This is a genomic window from Kitasatospora sp. NPDC057738, from assembly GCF_042798815.1.
Lineage (GTDB): Bacteria > Actinomycetota > Actinomycetes > Streptomycetales > Streptomycetaceae > Kitasatospora > Kitasatospora lactacystinica.
The window spans coordinates 83,926-106,480 of the sequence record NZ_JBHVJT010000010.1 but is presented as its reverse complement, the minus strand read 5'-3'; the positions used below and the strand labels follow the sequence as shown (position 1 = coordinate 106,480).

Annotated in this window: 4 protein-coding genes (1 of these 4 cut by a window edge); all 4 read left to right on the top strand. The window is 76.9% G+C overall.

Annotated elements, in window-relative coordinates:
- A protein-coding gene (locus tag ACFVGO_RS08010) for a non-ribosomal peptide synthase/polyketide synthase (RefSeq protein WP_380631101.1) crosses the window boundary here: on the top strand, nt 1-1,353 show its end. It extends 16,362 nt beyond the left edge of the window; 1,353 of the gene's 17,715 nt are visible here — the last part of the coding sequence; its start codon lies off the left edge, out of view; its stop codon occupies nt 1,351-1,353.
- Nucleotides 1,354-1,363: 10 nt separating this feature from the next.
- A complete protein-coding gene (locus tag ACFVGO_RS08005) occupies nt 1,364-21,331 on the top strand; it encodes a non-ribosomal peptide synthase/polyketide synthase (RefSeq protein WP_380631100.1) in 19,968 nt (6,655 codons plus the stop codon).
- Nucleotides 21,332-21,380: 49 nt separating this feature from the next.
- Nucleotides 21,381-21,584 carry an MbtH family NRPS accessory protein gene (locus tag ACFVGO_RS08000; RefSeq protein ID WP_359903885.1) on the top strand — a complete coding sequence of 68 codons (204 nt, stop codon included), beginning with the start codon at nt 21,381-21,383 and terminating at the stop codon, nt 21,582-21,584.
- Nucleotides 21,585-21,742: 158 nt separating this feature from the next.
- Nucleotides 21,743-22,255 (top strand): GNAT family N-acetyltransferase, encoded by a 513-nt coding sequence (locus tag ACFVGO_RS07995; RefSeq protein WP_359903882.1) that lies wholly within the window; start codon nt 21,743-21,745, stop codon nt 22,253-22,255.
- Nucleotides 22,256-22,555: the final 300 nt, after the last annotated feature.

The following is a 22,555-nucleotide window of genomic DNA, read 5'->3' as shown; positions in this document are numbered from 1 at the left end:
ACGGGCACCCCCAAGGGCGTCGTCGTCACCCACCGCGGGCTCGCGGCCTTCGCCGCCGCCGAGGCCGCGCACTACCGGGCCGCCCCGGGGGACCGGGTGCTCGCCTTCGCCACCCCCAGCTTCGACGCCTCGGTGCTCGAACTGTGCCTGGCCCTGCCGCACGGCGCCCGGCTGGTGGTGCCCGAGCCCGGCCCCCTGCTCGGCGACCGGCTGGCCGGGCTGCTGCGGGCGGAGCGGATCACCCACACCCTGCTGCCGCCCGCCGCCCTGGCCACCCTGCCGGCCGACACCCCCGGCAGCCTGCCCGACCTCAGGACGCTGATCGTCGGGGCCGAGGCCTGCGGCGCCGACCTGGTCGCCCGCTGGGCCCCGCACCACCGGATGGTCAACTCCTACGGCCCCACCGAGGCCACCGTGGTCGCCACCTGGTCCGCGCCGCTGACCGCGGACGGCGCCGCCCCGCCGATCGGCCGCCCGCTGCCCGCCACCGGCGCGTACGTCCTGGACGCCCGGCTGCGACCGGTGCCCGACGGCGTCCCCGGCGAACTGTGGCTCAGCGGACCGGCCCTCGCCCGCGGCTACCTCGGCCGCCCCGGCCTGACCGCCGCCCGCTTCACCGCCGACCCGTACGGCCCGCCCGGCGGCCGGATGTACCGCACCGGGGACCTGGTGCGCCGCGACCGCCACGGCGAACTGCACTACCTGGGCCGCACCGACCACCAGCTCAAACTGCGCGGCCACCGGATCGAGGCGGGCGAGGTGGAGGCCGTGCTGACGCGCCACCCGGCCGTACTGGACGCCGTGGTGAGCATCCGGGAGGACGAGCCCGGGCTGCCCCGGCTGGTCGCCCACCTGCTGGCCGCCCCCGGCGCCGAACCGCCCACCGGCGCCGAACTGCGCGCCCTGGCCGCCCGCTCGCTGCCCGGCCCCATGGTCCCCACCGCCTTCGCGGTGCTGGAGCGCTTCCCGCTCACCGCGAGCGGCAAGACCGACCGCGCCGCCCTGCCCGCCCCCGGGCCGGAGGAGACCGGCCCGGCCGAGCGGGTCGCACCCCGCACCCCCACCGAGGAGGCGGTGGCGGAGATCTGGGCCGAGACCCTGCACACCGATGTCGGCGCCACCGACGACTTCTTCCAGCTCGGCGGCGACTCCGTGCGCGCCCTGCTGATCGCCTCCCGGGCCAACGACGCCTTCGGCGTCACGCTCACCCCCCGCGACGTGCTGGTCTCCCGCACCGTGGCCGCCCTGGCGGACCTGGTCGAGGACCTGGTGCTCAGCGAACTCGAAGCCGCCGCCCTGGGCGGACCCGACGAAGCCGCCGCCTCCGGCCGCCCCGACGACGACGAACGGTGAGGAGCCGACCATGACGACTTCGAAGCGAGACCGCGCCGCCGCCCTGCCCGCCGACCTGCGCGAGGCCCTGCGCCGGCGGCTGGCCGGCCGGGCCGGCACCGCGCAGGCCGCCGCCGACCGGGCCATCCCGCGCGCCGACCGCAGCCGGCCGCTGCCGCCCTCCTTCGTCCAGCAGCGGCTCTGGTTCCTGGACCGGCTGCGCCCCGGCGACCCGCGCTACAACAGCGCCGTCGCCCTGCGGTTCACCGGCGCGCTGGACCGCGCGGCCCTCGCCGCGGCGCTGACCGCCGTGGTGGCGCGCCACGAGGCGCTGCGCACCACCTTCGCGGAGAGCGACGGCCGGCCGGTGCAGACCGTCCTGCCGGCCGGGCCGGTCGACCTGCCGGTCCGCACACCGGCCGACGGCGAGAGCCTGGACGCCGTCCTGCTCCAGGAGTACTCCCGGCCCTTCGACCTCGCCCGCGGGCCGCTGCTGCGCGCCCTGCTGGTGGCCGAGTCGCCGCACGCCCACGTGCTGCAGCTGACCGCCCACCACATCGTCACCGACGGCTGGTCCATGGGCGTCGTCCTGGACGAACTGTGCACCGCCTACGACGCCCTGGCCCGCGGCGCCGAACCCGGGCTGCCCGAGGTCGCCGCCCAGTACCCCGACTTCGCGGTGTGGCAGCGCGAGCAGCTCTCCGGCGACCGGCTGGAGAAGCAACTCGCCCACTGGAAGGAGAAGCTGGCCGGCGCGGTGCCGCCGGACCTGCCGCTGGACCACCCCCGGCGCGGCGAGGAGGCCGGCCCCGGCGCCCTGCACACCTTCACCGTCCCCGCGCCGCTCACCGCCCGGCTGCGCGAACTCGCCGCCGAACGGCAGGGCACCCTCAACACCGCGCTGGTGGCCGGCACCCAGGCGCTGCTGGCCCGCTGGTCCGGCCAGGAGGACGTCACCGTCGGCTCCCTGATGGCCGGCCGCACCCGCACCGAGCTGGAACGGGCCGTCGGCTGCTTCGTCAACACGGTGGTCCTGCGCACCCGGGTGGCGCCCGACGCCTCCTTCCGCGAGCTGCTCGCGGCCGCCACCGCCACCGGCAACGACGCCCTCGCCCACGGCGACACGCCGTTCGAGCGGATCGTCGAGGCGGTCGGCGCGCCCCGCGAGGCCGGCCGCAACCCGCTGTTCGACGTGCTGGTGCTGCTGCACCCCGCCCCGGCCGCGGCCGGTGACCCGCACGGACTCGCCACCGCCCCGGTCACCGTGCCCCGGCAGGCCGCCACCTTCGACCTCAGCGTCGAGTTCGTCCCCGACGGCGAGGCGCTCACCGGCGTCCTGGAGTACCGGGCCGACCTCTTCGACGCCCCCACCGCCCGCCGGACGGCCGACCAGCTGCTGCGGCTGCTGGAGGGCGCCGCCGCCGAACCGGACCGCCCGCTCGCCACCCTGCCGCTGCTCTCCGCGCGGGAGACCGAGCGGGTCACCCGGGACTGGAACGCCACCGCGCTGCCCGTCGAAGCCGTGAGCCACCCCGAACTGTTCCGCCGCCGGGCCGCCCTCACCCCGCACGCCCTCGCCCTGGTCGCCGGGGAGGAGCGGCTCGACTACGCGACCCTCGACGCCCGCGCCGAACGGCTCGCCCGCCACCTGATCGCCCGCGGCGCCGGCCCCGAACGGCTGGTCGCGCTGCGGCTGCCGCGCACCGCCGACCTGGTGGTGGCCGTCCTCGCGGTCTGGAAGTCCGGCGCCGGCTACCTGCCGCTGGACCCGGCGCTGCCCGAGGAGCGCGTCCAGTACCTGCTTCAGGACGCCCGCCCGGCCCTGCTGCTGGACGAGGAGACCCTGCGCGCCCTGGCGGACACCGACCCCGGTGACCCGGACACCGGCGACGACACCGGCGCCACCGGCCCGCTCGCCCCGCCGGACCTCTCGACCACCGCGTACGTGCTCTACACCTCCGGCTCCACCGGCCGCCCCAAGGGCGTCACCGTCCCGCACCGCGCCCTGGCCCACCTGCTCGCCGCCCACCGGGCCGGCTTCGTCGCCGACGCCGGCGGCGGGCCGCTGAACGTCGCGCTGACCGCCTCCCTCTCCTTCGACACCTCGCTGGAGGGCCTGCTGCTGCTGGCCGACGGCCACCCGCTGCACCTGGTCGACGAGACCACCCGGATGGACCCGGCCGCCCTGGTCGAGTACGTCGTGCGCCACCGGATCGACTTCCTCGACCTCACCCCCTCCTACCTGCGCCAACTGCTGCCCGCCGGGCTGCTCGACGACCCCCGCCACCGCCCCCGGGTACTGATGCTCGGCGGCGAGGCGGTCGCCCCCCGGCTCTGGCGCGAACTCGCCGCCCGCCCCGGGACGGCCGCCTACAACTACTACGGCCCCACCGAGTGCACCGTCGACGCGCTCGCCTGCCGGATCGACGGCGGGGACCGGCCGCTGGTGGGCCGCCCGCTGCCCAACGTCCGCGCCTACGTCCTGGACGGGCGGCTCCGGCCGGTGCCGCCCGGGGTGAGCGGCGAACTCCACCTGGCCGGCGAACAGGTCGCCCGCGGCTACGCCGGCCGCCCCGGCCTGACCGCCGCCCGCTTCACCGCCGACCCGTACGGGCCGCCCGGCAGCCGGATGTACCGCACCGGCGACCTGGCCCGCTGGACCGCCGACGGGCGCCTGGAGTACCTCGGGCGCGCCGACGACCAGGTCAAGGTGCGCGGCCACCGGATCGAACCCGGCGAGATCGAGGCCGCCCTGCTCGACCTGCCGGAGGTCGCCGCGGCCGCCGTGGTCGCCGTCCCCGACGCCCACGGACAGAACCGGCTGGCCGCCTACCTGGTGTTCGCCGACGGCGCCGTCCGCCCCTTCGCCGAACTGCGCGCCGCCCTGCGCCGGGTGCTGCCCGACCACCTGGTGCCGTCCTCCTTCACCGTGCTCGACGCGCTGCCGCTCGGCACCAGCGGCAAGCTCGACCGCCGCGCCCTGCCCGCCCCCGAGACCGAGGCCCGGGAAGGGGAGTTCGTCGCCCCGCGGACCCCGGAGGAGGAGACCCTCGCCGCCATCTGGGCCGAGGTGCTCGGCGTGCCCAGGGTCGGCGTCACCGACAACTTCTTCGAACTCGGCGGCGACTCGATCCTGAGCATCCAGGCCGTCTCCCGGGCCCGCGCCGAAGGCCTGCGGATCGGCTCCCAGGACGTCTTCCGCCACCAGACCGTCGCCGACCTGGCCGCCGCCGCCCGCACCGCCGGCGCCGGGGCCGCCGTCGAGCGGCACCGGGAGGAGGGGCCCGCCCCGCTCACCCCCGTCCAGGAGTGGTTCTTCGCCGCCCACGGTCCGCTGCGCCACTTCACCATGTCGATGCTGCTCGACCTGCCGCACGACCTGGACGAACCGGCCCTGGAACGGGCACTGACCGTCCTGGTGGCCGCCCACCCCGCGCTGCGCACCCGCTTCACCCGCACCGGGGCCGGCTGGCGCCAGGAACCGGTCGCCGACGCCGCGGGACCGCTGACCGCCCTCGACCCGGGCGCGGACCGGACCGCGGCCGCCGAGGCCGCCCGCGCCGAACTGGACCCGGCCACCGGCGCCCTGCTGCGCGCCGTCCTGTTCCGCCCCGCCGACGGGGAGCGGCCCCAGCTCTTCCTGACCGCCCACCACCTCGCCGTGGACAGCGTCTCCTGGCGGGTGCTGCTCGCCGAGCTGCCCGAGGCCTACCGGCGGGCCGCCGCGGGCGCCACCCCCGAGCCCGCGCCCGAGCCCACCGCGTTCACCGACTGGGCCCACCGGCTCGCCGCACTCGTCCGGGCCGGCGGCCTGGACGCCGACCTGCCGTACTGGAGCGCCGAGACCGCCGCCCCCGCCGAGCCGCTGCCCGTCGACCTGCCCGGCACCCCCACGGCCGGCTCGGTGCGCACCCTGCGCAGCCGGCTCGACCGGGCCACCACCGGGGCGCTGCTGCGCAAGGTCCCCGAGGTCTACCGCACCCAGGTCAACGACGTGCTGCTCAGCGCCCTGGGCCGGGCCCTCGCCGACTGGACCGGCACCGGGCGGGTCACCGTCGCCCTGGAGGGCCACGGCCGCGAGGACCTCTTCGACGACCTCGACCTGTCCCGCACCGTCGGCTGGTTCACCACCCAGTACCCCGTCACCCTCGCCCCGGCCGGCCCCGCCGACGCCCCCGACTGGGCCGCCACCCTCAAGCAGGTCAAGGAGCGGCTGCGGGCCGTGCCCCGCCGCGGCCTGGGCTACGAGGCCCTCGCCCGGCTCGGCTCGCCCGCCGAGGGCGCCGGGGCCCTGAGGGACGTCCCGCTGCCGCAGGTCTGCTTCAACTACCACGGCCAGTGGACCGCCCCCGAGGCCGGCGACTTCGCCCCCGCCGGGCCGGCCCCCGGCCCGGACCTCGCCCCGGACGAGCCGCCGGCCCACCTGCTCGACGTCTCCGCCGTGGTCGCCGACGGCGAACTCGAACTCACCTGGCACTACAGCGACGTGGTCCACGAGGCCGACACCGTCCGGCGGCTGGCCGAGGCCGTGACCACCGCCCTGGGCGCCATCGTCGAGCACTGCGCGAGCCCCGGCGCCGGCGGCCGCACCCCCTCCGACTTCCCGCTCGCCGGGCTCGACCAGGAGACGCTGGACCGGCTGGTCGGCGACGGCCGGGACGTGACGGACCTGCTGCCGCTCACCCCGCTCCAGGAGGGCATGCTCTTCCACCGCCTGGTCGGCGGCGAGGACGACGTCTACCTGGACCAGGCCGCCCTGCTGCTGGAGGGCGTCGCCGACCCGCACGCCCTCGCCCTGGCCTGGCAGCGGGTCGCCGACCGCACGCCCGCGCTGCGCACCTCGGTGGTCTGGGAGGGCGTCCCCGCCCCGCTCCAGGTGGTGCGCCGGGGCGTCCGGCTGCCGGTGACCCACCTGGACCTGCGGGCCGCCGACCCGGCCGAGCGCGCCGAACGGCTGGCCCGGCTGCGCGCCGAGGACCTCGCCCTCGGCCTGGACATCGCCACCGCCCCGCTCACCCGGCTCACCCTGGTCCGGCTGCCCGAGGCCCGGGTCCAGCTGCTGTGGACCTCCCACCACCTGATCCTGGACGGCTGGAGCCTCGCCCAGGTGCTCACCGACGTGTTCGCCGAGTACGCGGCGCTCACCACCGGCGCGGCGCCCGCCCCGGCGGTGCGCCGGCCTTTCGCCGACTACGTCCACTGGCTCGCCGGGCAGGACGCCGGGGCCGCCCGCGCCCACTGGCGGTCCGTCCTGGACGGCTTCGCCACCGCCACCCCGCTGCCCGCCGACCGGGTGCGGCACGAGGCCCACCGGGCCCGCTCGGCCGGCAGCCACAGCGCCGCCCTGTCCGAGGAGGTCTCCGAGCGGCTCGCCCGCACCGCCCGCCACGCCGGGCTGACCCTGGGCACCGTGGTCCAGGGCGCCTGGGCGCTGCTGCTCTCCCGCTGCAGCGGCGAACCGGACGTACTGTTCGGCACCACCGTCTCCGGCCGGCCCGAGGAACTGCCCGGCGTCGAGTCGATGATCGGCATGTTCATCAACACCCTGCCCACCCGGGTCCGGGTGGACGGCGCCCGCACCGCCGCCCACTGGCTGCGGGAACTCCAGGACGACCAGGCCGAGGCCCGCCGGCACTCGGCGGTCTCGCTCGCCGAACTCACCGGCTACAGCGACGTCCCGTCCGGCAGCGCGCTGTTCGACAGCATCGTCGCCTTCGAGAACTACCCCTTCGACGACGCCCGGGCCGCCGGCACCGGGGTGCGCCTGGCCGAGGTCTCCTCCCGGGACGCCACCAGCTTCCCGCTGGTGCTGCGCGCCTACCAGGGCGGGCAGGTCGGCTTCGACCTCGCCTACGACCCCGGCCTGTTCGACGCGGCGACCGTGCGCGCCCTCGCCGAGCGGCTCTGCCTGCTGCTCACCGAGCTGGCCGCCGGACTGGACCGCCCGCTGCGCGCGCTGGCCTGGACCACCGCCGAGGAGCGGCGCCGGCTGCTGGTCGACTGGAACGGCACCGCGCAGGGCCGACCCGGGCGCAGCCTGGTCGAGCTCTTCGAGGAGCAGGCCGCCCGCACCCCGGACGCCGAGGCCGTGACCTGCGGCGAGGAGCACCTCGACTACGCCGAACTGGACGCCCGGGCCGACCGGCTCGCCCACCGGCTGGCCGAGTTCGGCGCCGGCCCCGAGCGGTACGTCGCCCTCGCGCTGCCCCGCACCGCCGAGCTGGTGGTGGCCGTCCTCGCCGTCCTCAAGACCGGCGCGGCCTACCTGCCGCTCGACCCGGGCCTGCCCGCCGAACGCAGAGCCGAACTGCTGCGCGACGCCGCCCCGGTGGCCCTGGTGACCATGGAGGCCCCGGAGAGCCCGGAGACGCGGGAGACCCCGGAGACGCTGGAGGCCCCGGACGGGCCGACCGGCGTCGACGTGCCCGTCCTCGCCCTGGCCGACCCCGGAGTGCGCGCCGACCTGGCCCGGCGCCCGGCCGGCCCGCTCGGCCCGCGGGGAGGCTCCGGCCACCGCCCGCTGCCCGACAGCCCCGCCTACGCCATCTACACCTCCGGCTCCACCGGCCGTCCCAAGGGCGTCGTGGTGCCGCACGCCAACGTGGTACGGCTCTTCGAGCGGACCCGGGAGCTGTTCGGCTTCGGCGCCGAGGACGTCTGGACGCTCTTCCACTCCTACACCTTCGACTTCTCGGTCTGGGAGCTGTGGGGCCCGCTGCTGCACGGCGGCCGGCTGGTGGTGGTGCCCGAGGACACCGCCCGCTCCCCGGAGGACTTCCTGCGGCTGCTCGCCGACGAGCGGGTCACCGTCCTCAACCAGACCCCGTCCGCCTTCCACCAGCTGGCCCGCGCCGACGCCCGGCTCCCGGAGGTCTCCGCCCGGCTGGCGCTGCGCACGGTGGTCTTCGGCGGCGAGGCGCTGGACGTCACCCGGCTCGCCGACTGGTACCGGCGCCACCCCGAGGACGCGCCGCGCCTGGTGAACATGTACGGCATCACCGAGACCACCGTGCACGTCACCCACACCGCGCTGGACCTCGCCACCGCCACCGCCGGCGGCCCCGGCCCGATCGGCACCGGCATCGCCGACCTGCGGCTGTACGTGCTCGACGACGACCTGGCCCCGCTGCCCCCGGGCGCGGTCGGCGAACTGTACGTGGCGGGCGAGGGGTTGGCCCGCGGCTACCTCAACCGGCCCGGGCTGACCGCCGGCCGCTTCCTCGCCGACCCGTTCGGCGCCCCCGGCACCCGGATGTACCGCACCGGCGACCGGGCCCGCTGGCAGGCCGACGGCACCCTGCGCTACCTGGGCCGCGCCGACCAGCAGGTCAAGATCCGCGGCTACCGGATCGAACCCGGCGAGATCGAGGCCGCCCTCCAGACCCACCCCGGCGTGGGCCTGGCCACCGTCGGCGTCCACGAGGACGCCGCCGGCACCCGCCGGCTGGTCGCCCACGTCGTCGGCGCGGACCCGCTGCGGCCCCCGGGCGCCGCCGAGCTGCGCGCCCACCTGGAACGGCTGCTGCCCGCCTACCTGGTGCCCGCCGCCTACGTGCCGCTGACCGCCCTGCCGCTCACCCCCAACGGCAAGCTCGACCGGCGCGCCCTGCCGGCGCCCGGACCGGACGGCTACGCCGCCGGCCGCGAGCGCACCGCCCCCCGCACCCCCGCCGAGCGGCTGGTCGCCCGGGCCTGGACGGAGGTCCTGGACGCCGGCCCGATCGGCGCCGAGGACGACTTCTTCGCCCTCGGCGGCGACTCCATCCTCGCCGTGCGGGTCACCGCCCGGCTGCGCGCCGCCTTCGGCTCCGCCGACCTCTCGCCCCGGCTGCTGTTCACCCACCCCGTGCTCGCCGACCTCGCCGGGGCGCTCGGCGAGCCGGGCCCGGGCGCCGCGCGGACCGCCGTCCCGGCCGTCGTTCCCGCCGCCGACCCGGGCAGCGAACTGCCGCTCTCCTACGCCCAGCAGCGGCTCTGGTTCCTCGACCGCTTCGAGCCCGGCAGCACCGAGTACACCTCGCTGTCCGTCCTGCGGCTGCGCGGCGCCCTCGACCGGGCCGCGCTCGGCGGCGCCCTGGACGCCCTGGTCGAGCGGCACGAGGCACTGCGGACCACCTACGCCGAACGGGACGGCCGGGCCCGGCAGGTGGTGCGCCCGCCCCACCCCGTCGAACTGCCCCGCGAGGACGTCCCGCCGGCCGACCTGGACGCCCGCCTGGAGCGGATCGCCGCCACCCCCTTCGACCTCGAAGCCGGCCCGGTGCTGCGCGCCCGCCTGCTGCGCACCGCCGCCGACGAGCACGTCCTCGCCCTGGCGGTGCACCACATCGCCACCGACGGCTGGTCGATGGGCGTGCTCGGCCGCGACCTCGGCGAGCTGTACGCCGCCGCCCTCGAAGGCCGCCGCCCGCGGCTGCCCGAGCCGCCCGTCCGGTACACCGACTACGCGGCCTGGCAGCGCACCCGCACCGCCGCCGCCGAGGCCGACCTCGACCACTGGCGCCGGACCCTGGACGGCCTGGCCCCGCTGGAGCTGCCCACCGACCGGCCGCGCCCGGCGGTGCGCACCCGGGAGGGCGCGCTGGTCACCTTCACCCTGCCCGCCGAGCTGACCGCCCGGCTGCGCGAGCGCGGCCGGGCGGCCGACGGCACCCTCTACACCGTCCTGCTGGCCGCCTGCCAGGTGCTGCTGGCCCGCTGGACCGGGCAGACGGACATCGCCGTCGGCACCGTCACCTCCGGCCGCGAACAGGGCGAACTCCACGACGTGGTCGGCATGTTCGTCAACACCCTGGTGCTGCGCGGCGACATCCGCCCCGAGCTGTCCTTCCACGAGCTGCTGACCGCCGCGCAGGCCACCGTCCTGGACGCCATGGCCCACCAGGAGGTGCCCTTCGAACGGCTGGTGGACGTCCTCCAGCCGGAGCGCGACACCAGCCGCACCCCGCTGTTCCAGGTGATGGTGGCGCTGCACAACCTCGGCGCCGAGGCGCCCCGGCTGCCCGGCCTGACGGTGGAACCCCTCACCCCGCCCGTCCGCAACGCCACCTTCGACCTCTCCTTCGACTTCGCCGAGCACGACGGCGGCCTGACCGGCTACCTGGAGTACAGCACCGGGCTCTTCGACGCCCGCACCGCCCGGCAGCTCGCCGACCGGCTGACCACCCTGCTGGCGGCCGCCGCCGACGCGCCCGACACGGCCGTCGGGGCGCTGCCGCTGATGACCGGGCAGGAGCGGGAGCGGGTCCTGCGGCAGGGGCGCGGCGAGCCGCTGCCCGGGCCCGACACCACCTTCACCGCCCTGTTCGAGGAGCAGGCCGCCCGCACCCCGGACGCCACCGCGCTGGTCGCCCGCGACGCCACCCTGGACTTCGCCGCGCTCAACACCCGGGCCAACCGCCTCGCCCGCCACCTGGCCGCCCTCGGCGCCGGCCCGGAGCAGGTGGTCGCCGTCCGGCTGCCGCGCACCTCCGACCTGCTGGTGGCGCTGTTCGCGGTGCTCAAGGCCGGCGCCGTCCTCCAGTTCGTCGACCCGGACCTGCCCGAGGAGCGGGCCGCCCTGCTGCTCGACGACACCCGGCCGCGCACGGTGCTGACCGAGCACACCCTGCGCGAGGTGCCGTGGGAGGCCCTGCCCGGCCACGACCTCACCGACGCCGAACGGACCGCCCCGCTGCTGCCCGGGCACGCCGCCTACCTGATCCACACCTCCGGCTCCACCGGCCGCCCCAAGGGCGTGGTCGTCGAGCACCGCCAGCTGGTCAACCTCTGCCGCGACCACCGGGAGGGGATGCTCGCCCCGCACACCGCCGACGGCAGCCGGCTGAAGGTCGCCCTCAGCGCCTCCCTCTCCTTCGACACCAGCTGGGAGGGCCCGCTGCTGCTGGTCTCCGGCCAGGAACTCCACCTGATCGACGAGGACGTCCGGCTGGACCCGCAGGCCTTCCTCGCCCGGATCGTCGACCAGCGGCTCGACGTCGTCAACGTCACCCCCTCCCTGCTGCGCGAACTCACCACCGCCGGACTGTTCGCCCCCGCCCCCCACCACCCCCGGCTGCTGCAGCTCGGCGGCGAGGCGATCCCCGCCGCCACCTGGCGGGACCTGTGCGCGGCCCAGGCCGAGTACGGCATCAGCACCTACAACCTGTACGGGCCCACCGAGTGCACCGTCGACGCCGCCTACGCCCGCTGCGCGGACCACCCCGGGCGCCCGGTGATCGGCCGGCCGGGCCGCGGCGTCACCGCCCACGTGCTCGACGGCGCGCTGCGCCCGGTGCCGCCGGGGATGCCCGGGGAGCTGTACCTGGCCGGGGAACAGGTCGCCCGCGGCTACCTGAACCGGCCCGGGCTGACCGCCGGCCGCTTCCTCGCCGACCCGTTCGGCGCCCCCGGCACCCGGATGTACCGCACCGGCGACCTGGCCCGCTGGGACGCCGAAGGACAGCTGGAGTTCCTCGGCCGGGCCGACGAGCAGGTCAAGATCCGCGGCTTCCGGATCGAGCCCGGCGAGGTGGAGGCCGCCCTGCTGACCCACCCCGACCTCGCGGACTGCGCCGTCGCCGCCCGCGAACAGGGCGGCCGGACCCTGCTGGTCGGCTACCCGGTGCCGGCCGGCGACCGGGTGCCGCCCGCCGAGGAACTGCGGGCCTGGCTGCGCCGCACCCTGCCCGACCACCTGGTGCCCACCGCGTTCGTCCCGCTGGCCCGCGTCCCGCGCACCGTCAGCGGCAAGACCGACCGGCGGGCCCTGCCCGCCCCGCCCGCCCAGCCGGACCGCACCACCCCGTACGTCGCCCCGCGCCCCGGCACCGAGCAGCGGCTCGCCGCGATCTGGGCCGAGGTGCTGGGCGTGGAACGGGTCGGCGCCCGGGACAACTTCTTCGCCCTCGGCGGCGACTCCATCCTCAGCATCCAGATCGTCTCCCGGGCCCGCGCCGCCGGCCTCGCCCTCACCACCAAGGACGTCTTCCGCTACCAGAACGTCGCCGAACTCGCCCTGTGCGCCGGTGAGTCGTCGGTACGGGCGGAGGCGGACGAGGCCGAGCCCGCCGAGGCGCCGCTCACCCCGATCCAGCACTGGTACCTCGACGGCCGCCGGGAGGGCGAGGCGCTGCGCTTCACCATGACCCAGCGGCTGGCCCTGGCCCCGGGCACCGACCCGGCCGCCCTGCGGACCGCGGTGCTCGCCCTGGCGGAGCACCACCCGGCGCTGCGCACCCGCTTCCGCCGGGGCGGAACCGGCTGGCACCAGGAGGTCCTGGAGCAGGCACCGGACGGCGTCTTCACCCACCACCCGGCCACGGCGGAAGCGCAGGTGCAGCGCGCCGCCGACGAGGCGCAGCGCTCCCTCGACCCGGTCGAGGGCCGGATGCTGCGCGCCCTGTTCTTCGACGACGGCGCCGACCGGGCCGGCCAGCTCGTCCTGACGATCCACCACCTGGCCGTCGACGGCGTCTCCTGGCGCATCCTGCTCGCCGACCTCGAAGCGGCCTACCGCGCCGCCCGCACCGGCGCACCCGTCCGGCTGCCCGAGCCGGGCACCTCCTGCACCCGCTGGGCCGCCCGGCTGGAGCGGCACACCCGCTCCGGCGCCCTGGACGGCGACAGCGCGTACTGGACCCGCACCGGCGAGGCCCCGGCCGGGCTGCCCGAGGGGCGGCCCGGCCCCAACACCCACGGCACCGCCGCCACCGTCACCGTCACCCTGGACGAGCGGACCACCGAGGCGCTGCTGCGGCACGTCCCGGAGGTCTACCGCACCCAGGTCAACGACGTCCTGCTCAGCGCGCTGGGCCGCACCCTGGCCCGCTGGTGCGGCCGCGACTCGGTGCTGATCGGGGTGGAGGGCCACGGCCGCGAGGACCTCTTCGCCGACCAGGACCTCTCCCGGACGGTCGGCTGGTTCACCGCCGAGTTCCCGCTCGCCCTGCACGTCGACCCCGGGGCCGGCTGGCACGACACCCTGCGCTCGGTCAAGGAGCAGCTGCGCGCCGTCCCGCTGCGCGGACTCAGCCACGGCGCCCTGCGCCACCTGCACCCGTCCGCCCTGCCGGCCGACGCGGCCGCGCCGCTGATCGGCTTCAACTACCACGGCCAGTGGGACAGCCGCAGCGCCGCCGCCGACGGGCTGCTGCGCGGCTCGCTGCCCCCGGCCGGACGGGACACCGACCCCGACGAGCCCCGCCCCCACCTGCTGGACGTCATCGGGGCGGTCCAGGACGGCCGGCTCGAACTGGGCTGGACCTACCCCGCGGCCCGCTACGACGAGGCCACCGTCCGCGCCCTCGCCGAGCAGACCCTCCAGGCGCTGCGCGAGCTGGCCGAGCACTGCGCGAGCCCCGGCGCCGGCGGCCGCACCCCGTCCGACTTCCCGCTGGCCGGCCTCGACCAGGAGCGGCTGGACACCCTGGTCGGCGACGGCCGCGACACCGAGGACGTGCTGCCGCTCACCCCCCTGCAGTCCGGCATGCTCTTCCACGGCCTGGTCGACGAGGACGGCGCCTACGTGGACCGGATCGCCGTACGGCTGGCCGGCGTCGCCGACCCGGCGGCCTTCGCCGCGGCCTGGCAGCAGGTCGCCGACCGCACCCCGGCGCTGCGCACCTCCATGCACTGGCGCGGCCTGCCGCACCCCGTCCAACTGGTCGCGCGCCGAGCCGCCCTGCCCGTCCGCCACCTGGACTGGCGCGCGCTGACGGCCGAACAGCGCGCCCAGGGGACCGAACGGCTGCTCGCCGAGGAGCGGGCCGCCGGGCTGGACCTGGGCACCGCGCCGCTCAGCCGGCTGGCCCTGGCCGCGCTGCCCGGCGAGGAGGTGCTGCTGCTCTGGTCCACCCACCACGTGATCCTGGACGGCTGGAGCACCGGACAGCTGCTCACCGAGGTGTGCGAGGAGTACGCCGCGCTCACCGGTGGACCGCAGGCGCCCCGCCCGGTCCGGCGCCCGTTCGCGGACTTCCTGGCCTGGCTGCGCGAGCAGGACGAACAGGCCGCCGAGGAGCACTGGAGCGGCGCCCTGGCCGGGTTCACCGAACGGACCGCGCTGCCCTACGACCGCCGGCCCGCCGGAGCGCACCGGGCCCGGGCCACCGCCGCCGTCCACCGCGCCCTCGACGAGGCGCTCTCCGCCCGGCTGCGGGAGAACGCCGCCGCCGCCGGACTGACCGTCAACACCGTGGTCGAGGGGGCCTGGGCGCTGCTGCTGGCCCGCTACGGCGGCACCGCGGACGTCGTCTTCGGCACCACCGTCTCCGGGCGGCCGGCCGAACTGCCCGGCGTCGAGACGATGATCGGCCTGTTCATCAACACCGTGCCGGCCCGGGTCCGCCCGCCCGTGACCGGCGGCGTGCTGCCCTGGCTGCGGGACCTCCAGGACCGGCAGAGCGACGGCCGCCGCCACGACCACCTGGCGCTGCCCCGGATCCAGGCGCTGAGCGAACTGCCCGCCGGGGAACCGCTGTTCGACAGCATGCTGGTGTTCGAGAACTACCCCGTCGACGAGTCGGCCGCGGACCGCACCGGCGTGCGGGTGGTCGAGGTGCGCGCCGACGACGCCACCACCTTCCCCTGGTGCCTGCGCGCCCACCTCAGCGGGCAGCTCGCCTTCGACCTGGCCTACGACCCCGCCCTGTTCGACGACGGCACCGTCCGGGACGCCGCCGACCGCCTCGCCCTGCTGCTGACCGCCCTCGCCGACGGCCTGGACGGCGACCTCGCCGCGCTGGACCCGCTCACCGCGGCCGACCGCGAACTGCTGGCCGCCTGGCACGCCACCGCCCGCCCGCCGGTGCCGCGCAGCCCGCTGGGGATCTTCGCCGAGCAGGCCCGCCGCACCCCCGACGCCCCCGCCGTGCGCGACGGCGAGCGGGAACTGACGTACCGCGGGCTCGACGACTGGTCCGACCGGCTGGCCGCCCGGCTGCTCGCCGACGGCCTGGCCCCCGAGGACCGGGTGGCGCTGGCACTGGACCGCGGCACCGAACTCGTCGTCGCCCAACTGGCCGTCCTCAAGGCGGGCGGCGCCTACCTGCCCGTCGACCTTCGCGCCCCCGAGGAGCGCCGCCGCGCCCTGCTCGACCGGGCCGGCGCCGCCCACCGGCTGACCGCCGAACAGGTCGCCGCCGCACGGACCGGTGAGGCCGCCCCGCACCTTCCGCCCGCCGACCCCGACCGGCTGGCGTACGTGATGTACACCTCCGGCTCCACCGGCGAACCCAAGGCCGTCGCCGTCCGGCACCGCGACGTGGCCTCGCTCGCCACCGACAGCCGCTTCACCGACGGCAGCTGCGCCCGGGTGCTGCTGCACTCGCCGGTCGCCTTCGACGCCGCCACCTTCGAGGTGTGGGCGCCGCTGCTGAACGGCGGCTGCGTGCTCGTCGCCCCCGCCGGCCCGGTGGACGCCGCACTGCTGCGCCGCCTCGCCGGACCGGACGGACCGACGGCGCTGTGGCTCACCGCCGGACTGTTCCGGCTGCTCGCCCAGGACGCGCCGGACTGCTTCACCGGCCTGCGGGCCCTGTGGACCGGCGGCGACGTGGTGCCCGCCGCCGCCGTGCGCCGCGTCCTGGCGGCCTGCCCCGGACTGACCGTCACGGACGGCTACGGCCCCACCGAGACCACCACCTTCGCCACCGCCCACGCCCTCCCGGACGCCGCGGCCGTACCCGACACCGTCCCGATCGGCCGCCCGCTGGACGACCGGCGGGTGCACGTCCTGGACGGCCGGCTGCGGCCCGTCCCGCCGGGCTGCGCGGGCGAGCTCTACCTGGCCGGCGAGGGCCTGGCCCGCGGCTACCTCGGCCGCCCCGGCGCCACCGCCGCCCGTTTCCTCGCCGACCCCTCCGGCCCGCCCGGCGCCCGGATGTACCGCACCGGGGACCTCGCCCGGCGCCGCCCCGACGGCACCGTCGAGTTCCTCGGCCGCGCCGACGACCAGGTGAAGATCCGCGGCTTCCGGGTCGAGCCCGGCGAGGTGGAGGCCGCCCTCGCCGCCCACCCGAAGGTCACCGACGTCGCCGTGGTCGTCCGGGAGGACCGGCCCGGCGCCCGCCGGCTGGTCGCCTACCCGGTAGGCGCCGTCGACCCCGAGGAACTGCGGGCCTTCGCCGCCCGCACCCTGCCCGACTACCTCGTCCCGGCCGCCGTCGTCCCGCTCCCCGCCCTCCCGCTGAGCCGCAACGGCAAGGTCGACCGCGCCGCCCTCCCGGCGCCCGAGGAGCGGCCCGGCCACGGGCGCCGCGCCCGCGTCGAACCGCGCACCGCCGCCGAACACCGCACCGCCGAGGTCTTCGCCGAGGTCCTCGGCATCCGCCCGCCCGGCACGGACGAGGACTTCTTCGCACTGGGCGGCGACTCCATCCTCAGCATCCGGCTCGCCGCCCGCCTCGCCGAGGCCTTCGGCGCCGACCTCGGCCCCCGCGCGGTCTTCGACCACCCCACCCCGGCCGGCCTGGCCCGGCTGCTCACCGAGGCGTCCGGCACCCCGGCCCGCCCGCCCGTCGTCCCGGTGCCCCGCACGGGCGCGGCCCCGATGTCCCACGCCCAGCAACGCCTCTGGTTCCTGGAGGAGTTCACCCCCGGCGTCGCCGAGAACGTCGCGCTCGCGCTGCGGCTGCGCGGCACCCTCGACCCCGGCGCCCTCGGCGCGGCCCTGGACGCCCTGACGGCCCGGCACGAGTCGCTGCGCACCACCTTCGACAGCGTCGACGGCCACGGCGTCCAACTGGTCAACCCGCCGCACGTCGTCCCGCTGCCGCTGCACGACCTCTCCGGCCGGCCCGCCGACGAACGGCCGCAGGCCCTGCGCGACCTGCTCGCCGCCGAACGCGCCCGCCCCTTCGACCTGCGCCGCGGACCCCTGCTGCGCGCCACCCTGGCCCGGCTGGCCGACCACGAACACGTGCTGGCGCTGACCCTGCACCACATGGTCACCGACGGCTGGTCCACCGGCGTGCTGCTCACCGACCTCGCCCACCTCTACCGTGCCGAACTCGACTCCACGGAAGCCGAGTTGGCGCCACTGCCGGTGCAGTACGCCGACTACGCCCACTGGCAGCGCACCGAAGGGGCCCCCAGCGGGGAACAGCTCGCCTACTGGAAGCGCCAACTGACCGGCGTGGTACCGCCGCGGCTGCCCACCGACCGGCCCCGGCCCGCGGTGCGCACCGCCAACGCCGCCAACGCCGCCACCGTCCGCCTGGAGCTGCCCGCCGACACCGCCCGCCGGATGGCCGAGGTCGGCCGGGAGCGCGGCGCCACCCTGTTCACCACCCTGGTCGCCGCGTCCCAGGCCTACCTGGCCCGGCTCTGCGGGGACACCGACATCACCGTCGGCACCATCACCTCCGGCCGGCACCGGCCCGAGATCCAGCAGCTGGTCGGATTCTTCGTCAACACCCTGGTGCTGCGCTCCCGGGTGGAACCCGGCCAGTCCTTCGACGCCCTCCTCGGCGAGGTGCGGCAGACCGTCCTGGACGCCTTCGCCCACCAGGACGTGCCCTTCGAGAAGGTGGTCGACGAGGTCCAGCCGGTGCGCGACACCAGCCGCAGCCCGCTCTTCCAGGTCCACGTGGTGCTCCAGAACGCGCCGTCCGCCGAACCCGACCTGCCGGGCCTCGACGTGACCGGCATCGAGCCCGACGCCGTACGGACGGCCTTCGAACTGGTGCTGGAGTTCGTCGAGACCGGGAGCGGCGCGCTGCACGGCCTGCTCACCTACAACACCGACCTGTTCGACCCGGCCACCGTCGAGCGGATGGCCGGCCAGCTCGCCACCCTGCTGACCGCCGTCGCCCAGGACCCGGCCCGCGCCGTCGGCGCGCTGCCGCTGGCCGGACCGGACACGCCGCCCGCCGAGACCGGCGGCACCTTCCGCCCGGTGCCCGAAGCCACCCTGCCCGAGCTGTTCGAGCGCCGGGCCGCCGCCACCCCCGACGCACCCGCCCTGCTCGACGGCGAGCGCGAACTCGGCTACGCCGAACTGGACCGGGCCGCCAACCGGCTGGCCCACCACCTCATCCGGCGCGGCGTCGGGCCCGAGCGGCTGGTCGCCCTCGCACTGCCCCGCTCGGCGGCCATGGTGGTCGCCCAGCTCGCCGTCGCCAAGGCCGGCGGCGCCTTCCTCCCGGTCGACCCGGACTACCCGGCGCCCCGGCGCGCGTTCATGATCCGCGACGCCGCCGCCCACCTGGTGCTCGACGACCCGGACGGGGTCTGGACCGCCGAAGGCCCGGACACCGCACCCACCGACGCCGACCGCACCACCGCCCTCACCCCCGCCCACCCGGCCTACGTCATCTACACCTCCGGCTCCACCGGCACCCCCAAGGGCGTCCTGGTGACCCACGCCGGCCTCGCCGTCTTCGCGGCCGCCGCCGCCGAGCAGTACGCCGTCGGCCCCGGCGACCGGGTGCTCCAGTTCGCCTCGCCCAGCTTCGACGCCTCCGTGCTGGAACTGTGCATCTCCCTGCTCTCCGGGGCCGCCCTGGTCACCGGCGAGGAAGGACCGCTGGTCGGCGAACGGCTCGCCGAGGTCCTCGCCGCCCGCCGGATCAGCCACACCCTGATCCCCCCGGCGGCCCTGGCCACCGTGGAACCCGCGACCGCCGCCGCCCTGCCCGACCTGCGCACCCTGGTGGTCGGGGCCGAGGCCTGCCCGGCCGAACTGGTCGACCGCTGGGCGCCCGGCCGACGGATGATCAACTCCTACGGTCCGACCGAGGCCACCGTCGTCGCCAGCTGGACCGGCCCGCTCACCCCCGGCCCCGGCACCCCCGCGATCGGCCGGCCCAGCGGCGCCACCCGCGCGTACGTCCTGGACACCGCCCTGCGGCCGGTGCCGCCCGGCGTCACCGGGGAGCTCCACCTGGCCGGCCCCGGCCTCGCCCGCGGCTACCTCGGCCGCCCCGGCCTCACCGCCCAGCGCTTCCTGCCCGACCCGTACGGCGCCCCCGGCGACCGGATGTACCGCACCGGGGACCTCGCCCGCCGCGACGCCGACGGCCAACTCCGGTTCGCCGGCCGCGCCGACGAACAGATCAAGCTGCGCGGCTTCCGCATCGAACCCGGGGAGATCGAGAGCGCCCTGCGCCGCAGCCCCCTGGTGCGCGACGCCGTCGTCACCGTCCGCGCCGACGGCCCCGGCGGCGGACGGCTCGTCGGCTACGTCGTCCCGACCGACGCCACCGCGGGCGCGCCAGCCCTCGAACTCCGGCTCCACCTGGCCGAAACCCTGCCTCCCCACCTGGTCCCCGCGGCCTTCGTCCCGCTGGCCGCCCTGCCGCTCACCCCCAACGGCAAACTCGACCGCCGGGCCCTGCCCGACCCCGGGCCCGCCCACGCCACCGCCGGCCCGGGCCGGGCGCCGGAGACCGACCTCGAACGCCGGATCGCCCGGATCTGGGCCGACGTCCTCGGCCTCGACGAGGTCGGCGCCGACGACAACTTCTTCCTGCTCGGCGGCGACTCCATCCTCAGCATGCAGGTGGTGTCCCGGCTGCGCCGCGACGGCCTCCACCTGGCCACCCGGGACCTGTTCAGCCACCAGACCGTGGCCGAACTCGCCACCGTCGTGCGCACCGCCACCGAACGCGCGGACGACGGCCCGGTGACCGGCGGCCTGCCGCTCACCCCCATCCAGGAGTGGTTCCTGACCACCCCGCGCGCCGCCCACCACCACTTCAACCAGTCCACCCTGCTCGAACTCGGCGCCGACCCCGACCCGACGGCACTGCGCGCCGCCCTCGACGCCCTGCTGGAACACCACGACGCGCTGCGCATGCGCTTCACCCGCGACGAGGCCGGCTGGCACCAGTTCAACCCGCCGCCCGCCCCCGCCGAGGACCTCCTGATCCGCTACGACCTGACCGGGCAGAGCGCCGAGGCCGCCGACGCGGCCATGGCCAAGGCCGCCGACGAACTCCACGCCGGCTTCGACCTGGCCCACGGCCCGCTGCTGCGCGCCGCCCTGTTCACCGGCCACCCGGAGCACCCCGCCCTGCTGCTCCTGGTCGCCCACCACCTGGTCGTCGACGCCGTCTCCTGGCGGGTGCTGCGCGACGACCTGGAGAGCGCCCACCGGCAGGCCGTCCGCGGCGGGGCGATCACCCTGGGGGAGCGCGGCACCTCCTTCCGGGACTGGGCGCACCGGCTCGCCGGCCACGTCGCCGACGGCGGCCTGGACCACGAACTCCCGTACTGGGAGGAGGCGGTGAGCGCCCGGACGGCCCTGCCCGGCGGCCCGGCCGACCCGGGCGGCGCCGCGAGTGACGACACCGCCGACGACGATGTCGCGAGCGACGGCGCCGAGAGCGTCGCGGTCACCGTCGAACTCGACGAGGCGGACACCGAGTCACTGCTGCGCGCCGCCCCCGCCGCCTACCGCACCCGGGTCAACGACGTGCTGCTCGCCGCGCTCGCCCTCGCCCTGGCCCGCTGGAGCGGACAGCAGCGGATCGCCCTGGACCTGGAGGGACACGGCCGGGAGGACCTGCTGGAGGGCGTCGACCTGTCCCGCACGGTCGGCTGGTTCACCACCGTCCACCCCGTCGCCTTCCACGTCCCCGACCCCGACCGGCCCGATCCGGACCGCGACTGGCGCGCCCTGGTGAAGTCCGTGCGCCGGCAGCTGCGCGCGGTGCCCGGCAACGGCCTGGGCTTCGGCGCCCTGCGCACCTTCGGCACCCCCGAGGTCCGCGAGCGCCTCGCCGCCGGCGGGCACGGCCAGGTCGTCTTCAACTACCTCGGCCAGTGGGACGCCCGGCCCGAGACCGCCGGCGACGGCCTGGTCCGCGCCGAACTCGGCTCCTTCGGCCAGGACCACGACCCCCGGGACGGCGGCTCCCACCCGCTGGAGGTGGTCGGCGCGGCCCAGCACGGCCGCCTCGCCTTCACCTGGCACCACCGGCCCGCCGTGCACGACACCGGGGCCGTCCGCCGGGCGGCCGAGGACTTCGCCGCCGCCCTGCGGCAGATCGCCCGGCACGCCCGGGAAAGCCACTGACCGCACACCACCACCGACACCCGTTCGTCCGACGACAGAGGAGCCCGACATGGACGAGAACACCCGCTACCAGGTGCTGCGCAACGACGAGGAGCAGTACTCCCTCTGGCCCGCCGACCTCGACGTCCCGGCCGGCTGGCAGCCCGTCGGCACCGAGGGCACCGAGGCCGAGTGCACCGCCTACGTCGACGAGGTGTGGACCGACATGCGCCCGAAGAGCCTGCGCGATCGCATGGAGAACGCCGGAGCCTGACCGGCCGCACGGACGGGGCCGCCGGTCGCGCCGCGCCGACCGGCCCCGTCCCGGCCACCGCGCCACCCCACCACCGCGCCACTCGACCACTCCACCACTTCACCGCTGAACGACCGCACCACCGAGCCGCCGCACCACCACGACCCGAGGAGAGCACCATGACCCCTCCGCTGCGCACCGAGCACCTGGACTTCATCCCCTACCGGCCCGAGGACGAGGACGCCTTCGTCTCCCTGCTGCGCAACGCGGACGTGTGCCGCTGGATGGGCCAGGACCTCGTGCCCGAGCCGGACATCCGCACGCTGTTCCGCGCGATCCTGACCGACGTCTACCCGCAGAACCTCTTCGACATCTGGGGCCTCTGGCTGGACGGGGCGTACGCGGGCCACGCCGAGGTCAAGCGCACCGGGAACGTCGACGGCCACGAGCTGGTCACCGCGCTCGCCCCGGAGTTCTGGGGCCGCGGCCTGGGCGCCGAGGCGGTGCGCGGCCTGATCCGCTACGCCGGTGACGAGCTGGGCCTCAAGGAGGTCTACGGCATGGTCGGCGCCGAGAACACCCCGAGCCTGACGATGAGCCACCGGCTCGGCTTCCGGCACCTGCGCGACGTCGTCGGCGACGACGGCTCGGTGACGAAGCTGCTGGCCATCTCCACCACCGACGAGGCCTGACCCCGGCCGCCCCCGCCGGCTCGGTACCCGGGACCGCGGCAGGGACGGGATACCTCCGCCCGGGTGATGTTGCCGCCCCGCGTGTCCGGCCTTGCGGTGAAGTCCGTGCGCTGCTGGTTTGCTGTCCGGCGGGGTTCCGACGGTGCGGCTCTCGTTCCGGCGGCCCAGGCCGGGCGCGGTCGCCGTCTCTCCTCACAACGGGAGGCCGGTGAGCCCGCCCGTTCACGGACGGTTCCGGAGCTGGAGGTGACGGGTGGTCGGGGCCCGACAGGGGGGCGGACCGCCCGGGGAGGACCCCGC